This window comes from Bradyrhizobium sp. ISRA442, from assembly GCF_038085055.1.
Taxonomy (GTDB): domain Bacteria; phylum Pseudomonadota; class Alphaproteobacteria; order Rhizobiales; family Xanthobacteraceae; genus Bradyrhizobium.
In genome coordinates, this window is sequence record NZ_JALGCN010000015.1 from 144,618 (window position 1) to 161,275 (window position 16,658).

The following is a 16,658-nucleotide window of genomic DNA, read 5'->3' on the forward strand; positions in this document are numbered from 1 at the left end:
CATTCCCCGCGCAGGCGGGGAATCCCGTATTCCAGAGACATCGGGATTCACAACGACTGCCGCGGCATACTGGATCGCCCGCTTTCGCGGGCGATGACGGCTTCAAATACGGCCGACGGCTTACAACCGGGCTAATGAACCCTATTCGTCGATCCCATACCGGTGCAGATCATTGCCGTGGGTGTCGAGCCACTTCTTGGCGCGCTCGACGGACGGACAGATCCTGTCGCAGACGCGCCAGAACCGCGACGAGTGGTTCATCTCGACGAGATGGGCGACTTCGTGGGCGGCGAGATAGTCGAGAACGTAGGGCGGCGCGAGGATCAACCGCCAGGAGAACGACAACGAGCCCGCCGAAGTGCAGGAACCCCAGCGGCTTGATTGATCGCGAATCGAGAGCCGCTTGACCCTGACGCCAAGCTCGGCGGCATAGGCTTCAGCCGAGCGCTGCAGATCGCGGCGCGCTTCGCGCTTGAGGAAGTCATGGACGCGGCGGTCGACGTGCTCGACGCCGCCCGCGACGCAGAGAATGCGCTCGCCGCTATCGCGCACTTCGGTCCACACCGTGCCGCGGATGCCGGCGCGATGGACGATGCGGTGGTGCACGCCGCGCAGCGGTATCACCGTGCCCGCCTGGAAGGGTGCCGCCTTCGGCAAGCGGCCAAGACGGGCCGCGATCCACGCACCGTGGCGCTGCGCGAAGTCTTTGGCGTCGGCAAGCGTACCCCGCGGCGGCATGGTGAGGATGGCTTCGCGATCACTCGGATGAATTCTGAGCGTGTAGCGACGCGCGCGACGGTGCCGGCGCAATCGGATGGCAAAAAATTGCGATCCGTGGGTGATGACGAGGGTCTTTGGTTCGTGGGGCCGCCGATAGAGGAGAGCGCGAGTGGCCATGTCTGTCAGTCCGGGGGGCAGGAGTTGGCCCGGATTCTGCCATAACCGCCGCCAGGGAAAGCGCTCGGCGCAAAAACAAATCATTTGCCCAATATACAGGGGTTGGCCGTCCGGGAGACCCTACAGACTGGGGTTGGAACCCCAATTTTTCGCCCTCGCGTGACGCATGCGGCCTCCCCAAGGGTTGAGGAGAGACTCACTCCTATAAGGCTACCTAAATACCGCGAATCTGGCGGGAACTTACCCTCTGTCGAGGCCTCCGACAGGGCCCAATTTCCAGCGGGAAAGCCGAAGAACGCGGTTATTCGGCAGCGAGAGCCTGCGCTGCCTTCGGATTCGCGGCCGAGACCATGAAGTCATGAATCCGCGGCACGATTTCCGACTTGAAACGCGAGCCGTTGAACACGCCGTAATGTCCGACGCCCTTCTGGACGTAATGAACACGGCGATGATGGGGGATCGAGCTGCACAATCCATGCGTTGCTTCGGTCTGGCCGAGACCTGAGATGTCGTCATTCTCGCCTTCGACCGTCATCAACGCCACGCGGGTGATCTTCGAAGGATCGACCCGTGTTCCACGATGGGTCATCTCACCCTTCGGCAAGGCGTGTTTCACAAAGACGGTATCGACCGTCTGAAGATAGTACTCGGCGGAGAGATCCATCACCGCGAGGTATTCGTCGTAGAAGTCGCGATGCTTGTCGACGAGGTCGCCGTCGCCCTTCACCAGATTGGCGAAGAGCTGCTTATGTGCATCCATGTGACGGTCGAGATTCATGCTGATGAAGCCGTTGAGCTGCAGGAATCCCGGATAGACGTCGCGCATCATGCCCGGATGCGGGAACGGCACCTTGGTGATGACGGTGTTGCGGAACCAGTCGATGCCACGCTGTTCCGCGAGCTTGTTCACCGCGGTCGGATTGCGGCGGGTGTCGATCGGACCACCCATCAGCGTCATCGACAACGGCACGAACGGGTCGCGCTGCGCTTCCATGATCGAGACGGCGGCGACGACGGGGACCGAAGGCTGGCACACCGCCATCACATGAGTGTTGCCGCCGAGCACGTGGAGCATCTCGATGACGTAGTCGATGTAATCGTCGAGATCGAAGCGGCCCTCGCTGAGCGGGACCATGCGCGCGTCGGCCCAATCGGTGATGTAGACCTCATGCGCCGGCAGGAAGGCTTCGACCGTGCCGCGCAGCAGCGTCGCATAGTGGCCGGACATCGGCGCGACGATCAGCACGCGCGGCTGCGGGCTGCGCAGCGGGCGCGTGAACTTGCGATCGAAATAGAGCAGCTTGCAGAACGGCTTTTCCCAGACCGAGCGGATCTCGACGGGGACGCGGATGCCGTTGACCTCGGTGTCGTCGAGCCCCCATTCCGGCTTGCCGTAGCGGCGCGTGGTGCGCTCGAACAGCTCGCAGGCCGCGGCCACCGACTTGCCGACATCGGTGTGCGTCCAGGGATTCATGGGATTCTGAAACAGAATCTTTGTGGCGTCGGTGACCGCGCGTGCCGGATTCAGAGAGGCGTGCGCCATCTCGTACATCCAGTACATCGGCGTCGTCAGGACCGGACTGCCTTCGGCCGCCAGGGGCGGTGCGCCGCCAAACTCACCAATGGGCATATTTAATTCCTCTCGCATCGCAGCATACTGCCGAATGCGCAATATTGCGTCAATGCACGGTTCCGTACATCTACATGCTCTGGATCGCTAAAACAGGGAGAATCCACGGGAAAGTGACGCTATTCGCCGCTCGAGAGCAGCGACCCGTGCTTCTTGGCGCTGCGCAAAAGGGCAAGGAATGCCCCGAAGGATGCAATGAGAAGGCAGACATTGATCGCCAGGGCATCCAGCATCAGGTCGGTCCGGAAGGTGTGCTCGATCAGCAACGCCCGCATCCCTTCGAACACATAGGTCGGCGGCAGCGACCAGGCGACGTATTGCAGCCAGACCGGCAGCACGCTGACGGGATAATAGATGCAGGCGAGCGGCATGATCGCGAACATCAGCGTCCAGACGATGCTCTCGGCCCCGAGTCCATTCCGCAGGACCAGGCCGGAGACGAAAATCCCGACCGCCCAGCTCGTGAAGATCAGATTGCAGAAGAAGGCGATCAGCGGCAGGCCGAGACTGTAGACATTGAAGTGAAACAGGAACAGCGCGAGAAGCGTCATCGGGATGATGCCGATCGCAAGCCGGATCAGACTCATGGTCATGAGCGCGAGCAGAAACTCGATCGGCCTCAAGGGACTCATCATGAGGTTGCCGATGTTGCGCGCCCACATCTCCTCCAGGAAGGAGATGGAGAAGCCGAGCTGCCCACGGAACAGGATGTCCCAGAGGATGACGGCGCCGATCAGCGTGCCGCCGGCGCGCGCAAAGAAGTTGGCGTTCTGCGCGATGTAAAGCTGGAGAAAGCCCCAGGTGAGGACCTGGAGCGCCGGCCAGTACAGGAGCTCCAACAGCCGCGGCCAGGACGACAGCAGCAGGTACCAGTACCGCAGGATCATCGCGCCGATGCGCTGCATGGACAGGCCGTGATGGAGGAAGATCTCGCTCATCGCTGCACCGAGCAGCCCGTCCGTAACCAGGAGCCCGGATGCCGCGAAGCGAAATCCGGGGCCGCTGCATACGGATGGTTTGGTCCCGGATTTCGCTGCGCTTCATCCGGGCTACGGCCGAAACATAGAGGCTTGCTCATCGCGCCGCCTCCTCGCGCAGGCCATTCACGCGGCCGCGCGCGACATCCAGGAACACATCCTCCAGCGTGGAGCGGTTGTAGCGGGCCATGATCGCCTCGGGCGTATCGTCGTCCTCGATGCGGCCGCGCTTCATGATGATGACGCGGTCGCAGAGCCGCTCGACCTCGAGCATGTTGTGCGAGGCGAGCAGGATGGTGGCGCTGTTGTCCTTGCGGTAGCGCTCCAGATGCGCCCGCACCCAGTCGGCGGTATCAGGGTCGAGCGAGGCGGTCGGCTCGTCCAGCAAGAGCAGCTCGGGCTGGTTGATCAGTGCTTTGGCGAGCGCAACGCGGGTCTTCTGCCCGGCGGAGAGCTTGCCGTTGGCGCGGTCGATGAAATCGGTGAGATCGAGATCGTCGGCCAGCTCCGCGATGCGGTCGGACAGGTTCTTCACCGCATAGAGCTTGCCGAAGATGGTGAGGTTCTGCCGCACGGTGAGCCGCATCGGCATGTCGACATAGGGGCTCTCGAAATTCATCCGCCCCAGGACTTCGGCGCTCTGCTCGGGCATGGCATGGCCGAGCACGCGCACGCGCCCCGACGTCGGCAGCACCAGGCCCATGATCATGGCGATGGTGGTGGTCTTGCCGGCACCGTTGCCGCCCAGAAGCCCCGTGATGCTGCCGCGCGGAAGCGAAAAAGAGATGCCATCGACGGCGCGGGTCTGCTTGTAGACCTTGACGAGGCGGTCGACCGCAATCGCCGGGGACAGTGCGCCATCCGCGACAGTCGGCCGACTTGAAGCATTGTCATTCCCGGTCATGCTGGGCCGTTCTTCGGCTATTGCGCGGTCGAGTGCAAGGCTTGATGTAAATGCTTGATGTAAGAGGGTTGTAACCAGATGGAATGCGCGGGCCTCCATGTTTGTGATCGGACCTGCGCACCGCTAGATTGGCTGAGATGACCGACACCGCCGCCTCCGACTTTCGCCACCCGCAGCGGCATATCCGCCTGGATACGATCCTGCGGCTGCGCTGGCTCGCGGTGCTCGGTCAGCTCGCCGCGATCTTCATCGTGGCACAGGGGCTCGAGTTCAACGTCGAGATCGTCCCTTGCGTCAGCATCATCGCCTTGTCGGCGACGCTCAATCTGGCGCTGCAGATGGCGGTCAATCCGATGCAGCGGCTTGAGCCGGTCCACGCCGCCGGACTGCTCGCGCTGAACATCGTGGAACTGGCCGGCCTGCTCTTCTTCACCGGCGGATTGCAGAACCCGTTCTCGTTCCTGTTCCTCGCCCCCGTGCTGATCTCCGCGACGGCGCTGCCGGCGCGCCTCACCTTCGGTCTCGGTCTTTTGGCCGTCGCCTGCGCCTCCATCCTGTTCTTCTTCCATCTGCCGCTGCCCTGGGACTCCGACGATCCCCTGGTGCTGCCGCCGATCTACCTCGTCGGTGTCTGGCTCTCGATCGTGCTCGCGATCGGCGTCACCAGCCTCTACTCCTTCCAGGTCACCGAGGAGGCGCGGAAGCTTGCGGACGCGCTGGCCGCGACCGAACTGGTGCTGACGCGCGAGCAGCATCTGACCCAGCTCGACGGGCTGGCCGCGGCCGCCGCGCATGAGCTCGGCACGCCGCTCGCAACGATCTTCCTGATCTCGCGCGAGCTCGAGAAGACGGTGAAAGACCCGAGCTTTGCCGCCGATCTCAAGACCTTGCGCGAGCAGACGCAACGCTGCCGCGACATCTTGAGCAAGATCACCCAGCTCTCTTCCACCGGCGCACCATTCGACCGCATGAAATTGTCGGAGCTGATCGAGGAGGTGGTGGCGCCGCACCGCGATTTCGGTGTCGCGATCAAGGTACGGATCGCGGTGGCCGCCGCAACGGAACCGGTCGGCTCGCGCAACCCGGCGATCCTCTACGGCGTCGGCAATATCGTCGAGAACGCCGTCGATTTCGCCCACACGACGGTCGAGGTGAATGCCTGGTGGAACAACGACACTATCGAGCTTGTGATCTCCGACGATGGTCCCGGGATTCCGCCCGACCTCCTCAACCGGATCGGCGAGCCTTATCTGTCGCGGCGTCGCAGCCAGGACGAGGGCGGCGGTCTGGGGCTGGGCGTGTTCATCGCGCGCACGCTGCTCGAGCGCACCGGCGCCAAGGTCTCGTTTACCAACCGGACCTTTCCGGAGCACGGCGCGGTGGTCCAGATCGCGTGGCCCAGACAACGTTTTGAGGCTACCGAGACGCTTGAAGAAACAATAGGATAGACCGCGACCTTGCGTCGCACAGAAGGGCCGATCGACCATTGACGGCCTTGGCACCGCCCGATTGCGACGCCATATGTAGATGCGCTGGAGAGAGGACAAAACCTTGAACGCCATCGCCGAATTGAACGAACAGACCGACCGCTCGCTGCTCATCGTGGAGGACGACAAGCCGTTTCTGGAGCGGCTGTCGCGCGCGATGGAGACGCGCGGATTCACGGTGACGTCGTGTGACACGGTGTCCGACGGATTGGCGCAGATCGGCAAAGCCGCGCCGGCTTTTGCGGTGGTGGACCTCAGGCTCGGCGACGGCAATGGCCTCGACGTGGTCTCCGCCTTGAAGAAGAAGCGACCCGAAGCACGCGCAATCGTGCTGACCGGCTATGGCAACATCGCCACCGCCGTCACCGCGGTGAAGATGGGCGCGATCGATTACCTCTCCAAGCCCGCCGATGCCGACGACGTCGTCGCAGCGCTGCTCTCGACCGGCACGGAAAAGTCCGAACTGCCGGCGAACCCGATGTCGGCCGACCGCGTGCGCTGGGAGCACATCCAGCGCATCTACGAGATGTGCAACCGCAACGTCTCGGAAACTGCGCGCCGCCTCAACATGCACCGCCGCACGCTGCAGCGAATCCTGGCGAAGCGCGCGCCAAGGTAAACTATGATCTTGTAGGGTGGGCAAAGGCGCACAGCGCCGTGCCCACCAGCTCTCTACGCTCATGATCGGCTTGAATGGTGGGCACGCTTCGCTTTGCCCACCCTACGGCTTAGCTCCATCCGGGCTACGAAATCCCGATCGCAGCTACTCCCAAAAATCCGCGTGACCCTGCGGATCGACCAGCCGGTTGATCCGGAGCGCCGCCGCCATGGCAAAGCGCACCGTCATCTGCTTACGCGTAGGCGCGGGCAGCTTGTGCTCAGGCGCCTCGCAATGCAGATGCGCGCCATAGGCATCCGCGATGATCAGGCCGGTACCTTCCGGAAAGATCTCGCAGGGAAGATCCTGCGTGAAGGCAAAGAACAGCCGGTCGCAATGGGCGCGGTATTCTTGCCATTTCTGGTCGGCACGCAAATCCTCGACCGACGACTTGATCTCGACGATCCAGATCTCGCCGCGCTCGTTCAAGGCGACCAGGTCGGCGCGCCGGCCTGACGGCAGCGGCAATTCGCTGATGCAGGAAAAGCCGAGCGAGCGCAACAGCCGCGCCGTGCCGCGCGCGACCGCCAGCGCCGTCTCCGACTGGCGGCGATCCAGCGGCGGCACGAGGGCGATGTTGCGGGCGGTGTTGTCCATGAGATGAGCTTATCCGATTCCGATGCGTGCGCACACCTTAAGTCACCCGTCATTCCGGGGCGCGCACAGCGCGAGCCCGGAATCCATAACCACGGGGTGTCGTTGTGGCGCGCGACTGGTAATCAAGAGTCTCCGCCAAACCTGATCCTGCGGTTATGGGTCCCGGGCTCGCGACTTCGTCGCGCCCCGGGACGACAGCTAGGCGCGTGGCGGCGCAACGATTACCCCCTCATTGCCGCGCAGGTCGAGCACGCCCTCCAGCCTTTCACGGTCGCGGTCGAGGAACGTCGAGAGCAGGATTTCGCTGCCGAAGCGAATGGCGCTGGTGGTGACGGCGATCGGGTCGGGACCGAGATTGAGCGCGACAATCACCGCCCTGCCCTCGGTCTCGCGGCGATAGAGCAACAGGTCGCCTTGCGCCGCGAGCGGAACGTAGTCACCCGACACCAGCGGCGAACAGGCCTTGCGCAACGCGATCAGGCGCTTGTACAGGTTGAGGATCGAGCGCGCATCGGCCTCGAGATTGGCGACGTTCTCATGGATATGGTCCTCCGGCAGCGGCAGCCACGGCCGCGTGCCGGAGAAGCCGCCGGCCGGCGAGGAATCCCATTGCATCGGCGTGCGGCAGCCGTCGCGGCCGACGCCGATGCCGGGCACGTTCTTCTCGAAGGGGTCGCGCACGTCTTCGGGCGCAATCGCCATCTGGTGCATGCCGATCTCGTCGCCATAATAGAGCGTCGGCGTGCCGCGCAGGGTCAGCAGCAGCATGGCGGCGACACGGGCTTGCTCCGGACCGACACGGCTTGCGACCCGCGGACGATCGTGATTGCCGAGCACCCAGTTCGGCCAGGCGCCTTTCGGTAGCGCGTTCTCGTAATCCTCGATGATGTTCTCGATCGAGCGCGCGCTCCAGAAGGTCGAGAGCAGCGCGAAGTTGAACGGCATCTGCGCGCCGGTGAGGTCGTTGCCGTAATAGGCCATGAGCCGGTGCAGCGGCAGATAGATTTCGCCGATCAGCACGCGCGAATCATAGGCGTCGGTGACGCGCCGCATCTCGGCGATGACGTCATGCACCTCGGGCTGGTCGGTCGAATATTGCGTGAGGACCTTTTCATTGGGCGGCCGGCCCTCGACAAAATGCGGGTTCGGCGGGTTGTCGCGGAATTCGGCGTCCTTGATCAGGTGCCAGATCACGTCGACGCGAAATCCGTCGACGCCCTTCTCCAGCCAGAACCGCATCACGTCGTAGATCGCGGCGCGAACTTGCGGATTGCGCCAGTTAAGGTCCGGCTGCTGGGCCAGGAAGGCGTGGTAGTAATATTGACCTGTCGTCTCGTCATATTGCCACGCGCTGCCGCCGAACTCGGACAGCCAGTTGTTCGGTGCGCTGCCATCAGCCTTCGGGTCGCGCCAGATGTACCAGTCGCGCTTGGGGTTGTCGCGCGATGAGCGGCTCTCCACGAACCAGGGATGCTGGTCGGACGTGTGATTGGGCACGAGATCGAGGATCAGCTTCAGGCCGTTGTCGTGCGCGGCAGCGAGCAGCGCTTCGAAATCCGCCATCGCGCCGAACAGCGGCGCGATGCCGGTGTAATCGGAGATGTCGTAGCCGAAATCCGCCATCGGCGACGGAAAGATCGGCGACAGCCAGATCGCGTCGACCCCGAGCGATTTCACATAAGATAGCCGCTGGAAGATGCCGGCGAGATCGCCGACGCCGTCGCCATCACTGTCCTGAAACGAGCGCGGGTAGATCTGATAGAAGATGCCCTCGCGCCACCAATTCTCGCCGCTTTGAGCCATGCCGGAAACACCCCCTGAAATCCGTCCTGCGCCGGAGAACGCGGAAGCAATGCCCAGGCTCAGACCAGCAGGCCTTTGGGACGGCCGTGTGACGGCGGGTGCGGCTGTTCCCGCGCCGAGGCGAATCTTTTGCTTGGCGGCTCGGCAAAAATCGGCATTGTGCGGCCATGACCGAGCAAAATGACACCAAAACCAAGGCGGGCGCGATCATCGTTCCCGTAACGCTGTTCGAGCAGAACTGCACCATCATCTGGGACGAACCCGGCAAGAAGGCCGTGGTGATCGATCCCGGCGGCGACGTGCCCAAGATCCTCGAAGCGATCAAGCAGACCGGCGTTACGGTCGAGAAGATCTGGCTGACGCACGGCCATATCGACCATGTCGGCGGTGCGGCCGAATTGCGCGATGCGCTGAAGGTGCCGATCGAGGGCCCGCATGTCGCGGACAAGTTCCTGCTCGACAATGTGGTGGAAAGCGGCGCGCGCTTCGGCATGACCGGCGGGCGCAATTTCACTCCCGACCGCTGGCTCGACGAAGGCGATACCGTGTCGATCGGCGGCTTGCAGTTCGACATCCTGCACTGCCCCGGCCACTCACCCGGCAGCGTGGTGTTCTTCAACAAGGATCTGCGATTCGCCCATGTCGGCGACGTGCTGTTCGCAGGTTCAGTCGGGCGCACCGACCTGCCCGGCGGCAATCATGCGACGCTGATCAACTCGATCAAGACCAAGCTGCTGCCGCTCGGCGATGACGTCGGCTTCATCTGCGGCCACGGCGCGGGCTCGAGCATCGGCCAGGAGCGGATCACCAACCCGTTCATCACTGGCGAAATGTAGCCTTACTGCGTCACAAGCACACGCCCCTCATCCTGAGGAGCCCGCGACGAGCGGGCGTCTCGAAGGATGGCCGCGGGTGAGAGCTGGGTCTTCATGGTTCGTCCGGCGATGCAAAGCATCGTCCGGAGATGCGCGTTCCGCGCTCCTCACCATGAGGGTCTTGTGACACAGTAAGTTCAGGCCGCGCTACTCGGCGGCGTCCGCGAGCGCCGCCGGCTCGCCGAGGTGACGCTCGCCCCACTCGCGGATCGCGGCGACGACCGGCACGAAGCTCCTGCCTTTGCGGGTCAGGCGATATTCGACCTTGGGCGGCACCTCGCCGAAATCCTTGCGGTCGATCAGACCGCTCTCCGTCAGCGCCTTCAGTTCGCGGCTGAGCACGCGCGGCGTGATCTCTGCGCTACCGGCAGCACCACGCAAGAGGCCGCTTCGGATCTCGCCATAACGGCGCGGGCCATCCTTAAGATCCCAGACGATGCGGAGCTTGTATTTGCCGCTGATCATCTTCTGAAACGCCGCGACCGGACAGGTGCGCGCCGAAACCCCCTTTGCCTTTGCCATGTCGTCTCCTCCATGCGCCAGCCAGGCCTTGCACGAGGATAGGAGCGACGTCGAAAAAGTCCATACTATCAATTTTGTCCATACTTGCAGGACCGCGCGCAAGGCGCAGATGATGGCGCACAGACGAACAGGGAGCGTCACATGAAGCACTTCATGATCAAATACCAGTTCAAGAACGGCACGACCGAGGCCTGGCACCAGGAGATCGCCCGCTTCATTAAGGCGATCAACGACGATCCGGAGCTGAAAGGGCGGATCGGCTATCGCTGCATGAAGAACCGCGACGACGGCAACTACTTCCATCTCGCCAGCGTCACCGACGACGCCGCCCAGAAGACGCTGCAATCGCGCGACTTCTTCAAGCACTACACGGAGATGACGCGGAAGGTTGCCGGCGGCGAAGTGACGGTCACGCCGATCGATGTGATCGACGCGACGGCGTAGCTTCGGCGGACTTGATGCGACGGCGCCGCCGCAGGCTCAACTGTCGTCCCGGCGAAGGCCGGGACGACGGCGGAGTGTGGGTCGCTTACGGAGCAACCAACTACTTCATCAATCCCGCGGCGGTCAGCGCCCGCGTGATGAAGGCGCCGAGATCGAAGCCGCGGCTTTGCTTGCGTTTCGGCTTGCGCTTCGGCTCGGCCGGCTGTTCGGCCATCGCCGAGCGGATCGATCGCGCGAGGTGGGGCGCGGGCGACAAGGCCGCCGGCGGCTTGGCGGCGACGGCCGGCTTTGCCGTCGGCTTCGCCGTCCCGGTGCTGCGGATCCAGTCGGTCAGGCCGAAGAATTTCGCGATGTGATAGGACGAGGAGATGCCGGCCTCGATCAGGAACGCGCCTTCCATGCCATAACGATGATCGTTGTCGGCGATACCGAGCGGGGTGCCATGCGCCATGTCGGTGATGGTGTAGGACTCGACGAGGGTCTCGCCGTTCCTGTTCCACCAGGCCTGGCGCGGATAGCCGTCGACATCGGTCTCCGCCATCGGCTCCGCCGGCAGATCATGCAGGTCGAGCCACTGCTTGACGATCTCATTGGCATTGCCGGGATTGACGGTGCGGTCGGCGCTGCCGTGCCACACCGAGATTTTCGGCCAGGGTCCGCGATGGTCCGAAGCGTCACGCACGAGATCGCCGAGCGCGCTGGCAGAGCGCTCCGGTGAATGGAACATGCCGTCCAGTGCTTCGCGCAGGTTGGAAGCGATACCGTAGGGAAGTCCGGCGATCACGGCGCCGGCCGCGAAGATTTCGGGGTAGGTCGCCAGCATCACCGACGTCATGCCGCCGCCGGCGGACAGGCCGGTGATGAAGACGCGCCGCAGGTCGATGTCATGCGCCTCGACCATGTGCGCGATCATCTCGCGGATCGAACGCGCCTCGCCGCTGTCGCGCGCGGTGTCTTCCGGATTGAACCAGTTGAAGCAGGTGTTGCCGTTGTTGACGCGCTGCTGCTCGGGCATCAGAAGCGCAAAGCCGTAGTGACTTGCGAGCGTCGACCATCCAGCGCCGAGATCGTAGGACGCAGCAGTCTGGCCGCAGCCATGCAGCACGACGACGAGCGCGTGCGGCTGCTGCAACTGCGCCGGCACGAACGCAAACATGCGCAAATTGCCGGGATTGGCGCCGAAGTCCGTGACTTCCTGCAGCGGGCTGGATGAATCAGCGCTGTTGCCGAACTCGGCGAGGCGCAAACCGTCCAGCTTTGGCAGACGTCTTAACAGATCAACATTTCTGGCTAACGACACGGCAACTTCCTGGTGGGCGACTTTCAACGTTCACCCAAACCAAATAGTTGCTGCAGCGCAAAATAAAAAGACCGTGTGCTGTCGATACGCACGAAATCACCGGAAAACCCGCAAGAATCCGCAAGTATTAACGGCACTGCCTCAACTTCGTGCAGATGCGCGGCGCATCCACGCCAGAAATGCGGCGCAGATCATTATTAACGTCACGAACAAGGCGAGCGAGACGACGAATCCTGCGCGCGCTGATTGCAGCGCTTCAACGGCGAAGAAGACTGCGCCGATTGCGGCCACACCGGCCGCATTTCCGATCTGCGCTGTCGTGCCGTACATGCCCGAAGCAGAGCCTGCGGCAGTGGGCTTCACCGTTGAAAGCACCGCGCCGGAGAGCGGCGCCATCACCAGCCCCTGGCCATAGCCGAAGATGATCATGGCGAGCGCGAGCCAGACCGGCGACGGCGCATCGACATAGCATGTCACGAGCGCAAGCGCGGCAAGGCCCGCAATCTGAAGTGCGCAACCCTCGATCAATACCTTGGTGCCGCGATGCCGCGACCGCGCGCCGCTGTGGCGCGACGCCACCACGAACGCGAGCGCAAGCGGAATGAAGGCCATGCCGGCCCACAACGGCGGGATCTTCAATCCCCTCTGCATGAACAGCGTCATGACCAGATAGAAGGAGAGATTGGCGACGAAGAAGAAGAAGGCTGCGCCAAGGCCACGCAGGAAGCCCGCATCCGACAGCAGCGTGAGATCAATCAGTGGCATGCCGCCGGTCCGCGCAACCGCATGTTCGAGCTTCAGGAACGCCATGAGAATCACACCGCCAATTGCCATCACCGCCCACAGCCACGGTGCCCAGCCGACATCATGGCCGAACAATAACGGCCCGATCAGGCACAAGAGGCCAACGAACAGGACTATGCTGCCCTTGACGTCGAGCCGGGTTGCGGCCCGGCGCGGCACCGAGGGCATGATGCGCCATGCGGCGCCGGCGATAACGAGGCCGCACGGCACGTTGACGAAGAACACCGAGCGCCAGCCGGTGCCCGCAAGATCGAGCGTGACCAGAAGCCCGCCGAGCAGGAAGCCCGCGGCGCCGGCGAGCCCGAGCACGATGCCATAGATGCCGAAGGCGCGGCTGCGCGATTCATCCGTGAACAAGAGGTGCAGCGTCGCCAGCACTTGCGGCACCATCAGCGCCGCGGTGGCGCCCTGCGCCAGCCGCGCGATGATCAGCTCCGTGCCGGATTGCGCGAGGCCGCACCACAGCGACGTCGCGGTGAAGCCGAGCACGCCGGTCAGAAACACGTTTTTGGTGCCGTGGATGTCGCCGAGCCGGCCGCCGGTGACGACCAGGATCGCATAGGCAATCAGATAGATCGCGATCACGGATTCGATCTGCGCGGGCGTGGCATGCAGATCGACCGCGATGGTCGGGATGGCGACGTTGACCACGAAGGCATCGACACCGAACATGAACTGCGCCGCCACGACGATCGCCAGCACCCACCAGCGGCGGGACGAATCGACGTGTTGTGTGACGATCTGATGCATCGGCGCAGGGCCCCCAGAATTTGGTTGCCTGATGATTTCAGATCGCATGCAGTGCCGCGATTACCTCAGAGGTAGGATTTCGGCGATTCGCCATCGAGGCATGCTCTTCCCTCTCCCCGCGCGCGGGGAGAGGGAGAAGAAATTGCGCATGCCCGCATTCCGCTGCGCGGGAGATGCCGCGATTGCCTTCGCATCCGCCAGCACGTAGCCTCGCGCGGGCCAACAAACAGAAAATCAAACCGGAGAGAACGCCATGGCACGCCTGAAATTCGGAGCCTTTCTTGCCCCGCATCACCCGATCGGGGAGCATCCGATGCTTCAGTTCCGGCGCGATCTCGACCTGGTCGAGCAGTTGGATAGCCTCGGCTATGACGAGTTCTGGTGCGGCGAGCATCATTCCTCCGGTTGGGAGATGATCGCATCGCCCGAGATGTTCCTGGCCGCGGCCGGCGAGCGCACCAAGCGCATCAGGCTCGGCACCGGCGTGGTGTCGCTGCCCTATCATCATCCCTTCAACGTCGCCCAGCGCATGGTCCAGCTCGACCACATGACCGGCGGCCGCGCCATTTTCGGCTCCGGCCCCGGCGCGCTTGCCTCGGACGCCCACACGCTCGGCATCGACCCGATGACTCAGCGCGACCGCCAGGACGAGGCGATCGCCGTGATCCGCCGCCTCTTCAACGGCGAGCGCGTCACCGCCAGGAGCGACTGGTTCATCATGAACGACGCCGCGCTCCAGATCCTGCCGCTGCAGGAGGAGATGCCGTTCGTCGTGGCCTCGCAGATCTCGCCCTCGGGCATGACGCTCGCCGGCAAATACGGCATCGGCATCATCTCGCTGGGCTCGATGACGACGCAGGGCCTGATGTCGCTGCAGCAACAATGGCAGTTTGCCGAGGACGCGGCGAAGAAGCACGGCACCACGGTCAGCCGCGCCGACTGGCGCGTGCTCCTGACCTGGCACATCGCCGAGACCCGCGAGCAGGCGCGCCGCGAGGCCGGCGCGGGCCTGATGCGCTGGCACAACGAGTATAATGTCGGCACTCTGCAACGACCGGGACTGACCGCGTTCTCCTCTCCCGACGAAGCCGTGGACAAGACCGCCTTCGTCGAGGGCGCCGCCTCCACCATTGGCACGCCCGACGATCTCGTCAAAACCATCAAGAACGTGATGCAGGTGTCCGGCGGCGTCGGCGCCATCATCGGCTTCGTGCACGATTGGGCCAATCCGGAAGCCACGCGCCGGAGCTGGGACATGGTCGCGCGCTACGTGGTGCCGGAGATCAACGGCTATATCGACGGCCTGCGCAAGTCGCAAAAATTCGTGATCGAGAACCGCGCGATCTTCGAGCGCGCCGGCCAGGCCGTGATGGCCAAGATCCTGGAAAACGAGAAGGCCGCCGAGGCGCTGAAGGTGACCGGGCCGGGCCGCGTCGCAATTCCGGCCGTGAACGCACCGGATTTGCAGAAGGAAGCGGCGAAGCGGTAGGGCCGATCCGCGGCCACGTGCGTGGCCGCTATCACACATGACATGCCTCGGCTTGTGCTATGCTGCTCCCATCGGCGCGGCGCGGACGCAGCAACGCCGCGGCCGCGCTGTTCCGCCCAGCCGGCCAACCGGAGCACTCGTCATGTCGATGCAGAATGTCGCCTCGCCTGCGCTCGGCTACACCGCGCCCAAGCGCAACGAGCTGACGCATATCCCCGGCGATGAGGGCTGGCCGGTCATCGGCAAGACCTTCCAGGTGCTGGCCGATCCCAAGGGCCATATCGAACGGAACGGCGCCAAATACGGCCTGGTCTACCGCACCCATATCTTCGGCGAGACCAATATCGTGCTGCTCGGGCCCGAGGCTAACGAGCTCGTGCTGTTCGACCAGCAAAAGCTGTTCTCCTCGACCCATGGCTGGAACAAGGTGCTCGGCCTGTTGTTTCCACGCGGGCTGATGCTGCTCGATTTCGACGAGCACCGCCTGCACCGCAAGACGCTCTCGGTCGCCTTCAAATCCGGGCCGATGAAGTCCTATCTCGCCGATCTCGACAGGGGCATCGCTGCGCGCGTGGCGCAATGGAAGGCGAAGCCGGGCGTGATGCAGCTCTATCCGGCGATGAAGCAGCTCACGCTCGATCTCGCCGCGACATCCTTCCTCGGCGCCGATATCGGGCCGGAGGTCGACGAGATCAACCGTGCCTTCGTCGACATGGTGGCCGCGGCCGTCGCGCCAATCCGCCGGCCGCTGCCGGGCACGCAGATGGCGCGCGGCGTGAAGGGACGCAAGCGCATCGTCGCCTATTTCCGCGAGCAGATCCCGCTTCGCCGCGCCGGACGAGGCGGCGAGGACTTGTTCACCCAGCTCTGCCACGCCACCCATGAGGACGGCGCGCTCTTGTCCGAGCAGGACATCATCGACCACATGAGCTTCCTGATGATGGCCGCGCACGACACGCTGACGTCATCGCTCACATCCTTCATCGGCGAGCTCGCCGCGCATCCGGATTGGCAGAGCAGGTTGCGCGCCGAGGTCTTGGCGCTCGGCTTGCCTGCGGACGCGCCGACCAGCTTCGATGATCTCGAGAAAATGCCGCTGTCGGAGATGGCCTTCAAGGAAGCACTGCGGATCAAGCCGCCGGTGCCCTCGATGCCGCGCCGCGCCATGCGCGATTTCACCTTCAGGGGGTACAAGATCCCCGCCGGCACGGCGATCGGCGTCAATCCGCTCTTTACGCACCACATGAAGGACATCTGGCCGGAGCCGGAGCGCTTCGATCCCCTGCGCTTCACCGACGAGGCGCAGCGCAACCGCCACCGCTTCGCCTGGGTACCGTTCGGCGGCGGCGCGCATATGTGCCTCGGCCTGCACTTCGCCTACATGCAGGCGAAATGCTTCGCGCGGCATTTCCTGCAGAACATCGAGGTGTCGCTGCAGCCCGGCTACAAGCCGAACTGGCAGATGTGGCCGATCCCGAAGCCGAGGGACGGGTTGCGGGTGGTGATGAAGGCGGTATAGCG

Annotated in this window: 15 protein-coding genes; 6 read left to right on the top strand and 9 right to left on the bottom strand. The window is 63.8% G+C overall.

What is annotated here, in order from left to right; genetic code table 11:
- Window positions 1-141: 141 nt before the first annotated feature.
- The 4 genes from MTR72_RS27530 to MTR72_RS27545 all read right to left on the bottom strand — a co-directional run bounded on the left by MTR72_RS27530 (window position 142) and on the right by MTR72_RS27545 (window position 4,408).
- Window positions 142-981, bottom strand: coding sequence for a M48 family metallopeptidase (locus tag MTR72_RS27530; RefSeq protein ID WP_280967247.1), 840 nt, complete (start codon window positions 979-981; stop codon window positions 142-144).
- A gap of 217 nt (window positions 982-1,198) precedes the next feature.
- Window positions 1,199-2,527: a polyhydroxyalkanoate depolymerase gene (locus MTR72_RS27535; RefSeq protein WP_280967248.1), complete on the bottom strand. Its 1,329-nt coding sequence runs from the start codon at window positions 2,525-2,527 to the stop codon at window positions 1,199-1,201.
- Between the two features lie 119 nt (window positions 2,528-2,646).
- Entirely contained in the window at window positions 2,647-3,465 is an 819-nt protein-coding gene (locus MTR72_RS27540) for an ABC transporter permease (protein WP_280967249.1), read from the bottom strand.
- Between the two features lie 136 nt (window positions 3,466-3,601).
- Window positions 3,602-4,408 carry an ABC transporter ATP-binding protein gene (locus MTR72_RS27545; RefSeq protein ID WP_280967250.1) on the bottom strand — a complete coding sequence of 269 codons (807 nt, stop codon included), beginning with the start codon at window positions 4,406-4,408 and terminating at the stop codon, window positions 3,602-3,604.
- 137 nt (window positions 4,409-4,545) lie between these two features.
- Here MTR72_RS27545 and MTR72_RS27550 point away from each other — a divergent pair, with 137 nt between their 5' ends.
- Window positions 4,546-5,856: an ActS/PrrB/RegB family redox-sensitive histidine kinase gene (locus MTR72_RS27550; RefSeq protein WP_280967251.1), complete on the top strand. Its 1,311-nt coding sequence runs from the start codon at window positions 4,546-4,548 to the stop codon at window positions 5,854-5,856.
- 103 nt (window positions 5,857-5,959) lie between these two features.
- Window positions 5,960-6,514, top strand: coding sequence for an ActR/PrrA/RegA family redox response regulator transcription factor (locus tag MTR72_RS27555; RefSeq protein ID WP_280967252.1), 555 nt, complete (start codon window positions 5,960-5,962; stop codon window positions 6,512-6,514).
- Between the two features lie 144 nt (window positions 6,515-6,658).
- On the opposite strand, the gene MTR72_RS27560 is transcribed toward MTR72_RS27555, so the two are convergent.
- Window positions 6,659-7,150: an MmcB family DNA repair protein gene (locus MTR72_RS27560; RefSeq protein ID WP_280967253.1), complete on the bottom strand. Its 492-nt coding sequence runs from the start codon at window positions 7,148-7,150 to the stop codon at window positions 6,659-6,661.
- Between the two features lie 198 nt (window positions 7,151-7,348).
- Window positions 7,349-8,953 carry an alpha-amylase family glycosyl hydrolase gene (locus tag MTR72_RS27565; protein WP_280967254.1) on the bottom strand — a complete coding sequence of 535 codons (1,605 nt, stop codon included), beginning with the start codon at window positions 8,951-8,953 and terminating at the stop codon, window positions 7,349-7,351.
- Window positions 8,954-9,120: 167 nt separating this feature from the next.
- Here MTR72_RS27565 and MTR72_RS27570 point away from each other — a divergent pair, with 167 nt between their 5' ends.
- Window positions 9,121-9,789, top strand: coding sequence for an MBL fold metallo-hydrolase (locus MTR72_RS27570; protein WP_280967255.1), 669 nt, complete (start codon window positions 9,121-9,123; stop codon window positions 9,787-9,789).
- A gap of 186 nt (window positions 9,790-9,975) precedes the next feature.
- Here the strand turns inward: MTR72_RS27570 and MTR72_RS27575 are convergent, their stop codons facing one another.
- Window positions 9,976-10,350 (bottom strand): winged helix-turn-helix transcriptional regulator, encoded by a 375-nt coding sequence (locus tag MTR72_RS27575; protein WP_280967256.1) that lies wholly within the window; start codon window positions 10,348-10,350, stop codon window positions 9,976-9,978.
- A gap of 141 nt (window positions 10,351-10,491) precedes the next feature.
- Here MTR72_RS27575 and MTR72_RS27580 point away from each other — a divergent pair, with 141 nt between their 5' ends.
- Complete coding sequence (locus tag MTR72_RS27580; RefSeq protein WP_280967257.1) at window positions 10,492-10,794, top strand: hypothetical protein; 303 nt, start codon at window positions 10,492-10,494, stop codon at window positions 10,792-10,794.
- 100 nt (window positions 10,795-10,894) lie between these two features.
- Here MTR72_RS27580 and MTR72_RS27585 read toward each other — a convergent pair whose 3' ends face one another.
- Together MTR72_RS27585 and MTR72_RS27590 are read right to left on the bottom strand one after the other, a co-directional pair.
- Window positions 10,895-12,094 carry an extracellular catalytic domain type 1 short-chain-length polyhydroxyalkanoate depolymerase gene (locus MTR72_RS27585; protein WP_280967258.1) on the bottom strand — a complete coding sequence of 400 codons (1,200 nt, stop codon included), beginning with the start codon at window positions 12,092-12,094 and terminating at the stop codon, window positions 10,895-10,897.
- Between the two features lie 141 nt (window positions 12,095-12,235).
- Window positions 12,236-13,648 carry an MFS transporter gene (locus MTR72_RS27590; RefSeq protein ID WP_280967259.1) on the bottom strand — a complete coding sequence of 471 codons (1,413 nt, stop codon included), beginning with the start codon at window positions 13,646-13,648 and terminating at the stop codon, window positions 12,236-12,238.
- Window positions 13,649-13,901: 253 nt separating this feature from the next.
- On the opposite strand from MTR72_RS27590, the gene MTR72_RS27595 reads away from it, so the two are divergent.
- Both MTR72_RS27595 and MTR72_RS27600 read left to right on the top strand, forming a co-directional pair.
- On the top strand, window positions 13,902-15,137 hold the full coding sequence (locus MTR72_RS27595) for an LLM class flavin-dependent oxidoreductase (protein ID WP_280967260.1): 1,236 nt from the start codon (window positions 13,902-13,904) through the stop codon (window positions 15,135-15,137).
- A gap of 142 nt (window positions 15,138-15,279) precedes the next feature.
- Entirely contained in the window at window positions 15,280-16,656 is a 1,377-nt protein-coding gene (locus MTR72_RS27600) for a cytochrome P450 (RefSeq protein ID WP_280967261.1), read from the top strand.
- Window positions 16,657-16,658: the final 2 nt, after the last annotated feature.

Coding starts and splice junctions, on each gene's coding strand:
- MTR72_RS27530 (WP_280967247.1), bottom strand. CDS start 981: ATGATTTGTTTTTGCGCCGAGCGCTTTCCCTGGCGGCGGTTATGGCAG.
- MTR72_RS27535 (WP_280967248.1), bottom strand. CDS start 2,527: ATGCCCATTGGTGAGTTTGGCGGCGCACCGCCCCTGGCGGCCGAAGGC.
- MTR72_RS27540 (WP_280967249.1), bottom strand. CDS start 3,465: ATGAGCGAGATCTTCCTCCATCACGGCCTGTCCATGCAGCGCATCGGC.
- MTR72_RS27545 (WP_280967250.1), bottom strand. CDS start 4,408: ATGACCGGGAATGACAATGCTTCAAGTCGGCCGACTGTCGCGGATGGC.
- MTR72_RS27550 (WP_280967251.1), top strand. CDS start 4,546: ATGACCGACACCGCCGCCTCCGACTTTCGCCACCCGCAGCGGCATATC.
- MTR72_RS27560 (WP_280967253.1), bottom strand. CDS start 7,150: ATGGACAACACCGCCCGCAACATCGCCCTCGTGCCGCCGCTGGATCGC.
- MTR72_RS27565 (WP_280967254.1), bottom strand. CDS start 8,953: ATGGCTCAAAGCGGCGAGAATTGGTGGCGCGAGGGCATCTTCTATCAG.
- MTR72_RS27570 (WP_280967255.1), top strand. CDS start 9,121: ATGACCGAGCAAAATGACACCAAAACCAAGGCGGGCGCGATCATCGTT.
- MTR72_RS27575 (WP_280967256.1), bottom strand. CDS start 10,350: ATGGCAAAGGCAAAGGGGGTTTCGGCGCGCACCTGTCCGGTCGCGGCG.
- MTR72_RS27580 (WP_280967257.1), top strand. CDS start 10,492: ATGAAGCACTTCATGATCAAATACCAGTTCAAGAACGGCACGACCGAG.
- MTR72_RS27590 (WP_280967259.1), bottom strand. CDS start 13,648: ATGCATCAGATCGTCACACAACACGTCGATTCGTCCCGCCGCTGGTGG.
- MTR72_RS27595 (WP_280967260.1), top strand. CDS start 13,902: ATGGCACGCCTGAAATTCGGAGCCTTTCTTGCCCCGCATCACCCGATC.
- MTR72_RS27600 (WP_280967261.1), top strand. CDS start 15,280: ATGTCGATGCAGAATGTCGCCTCGCCTGCGCTCGGCTACACCGCGCCC.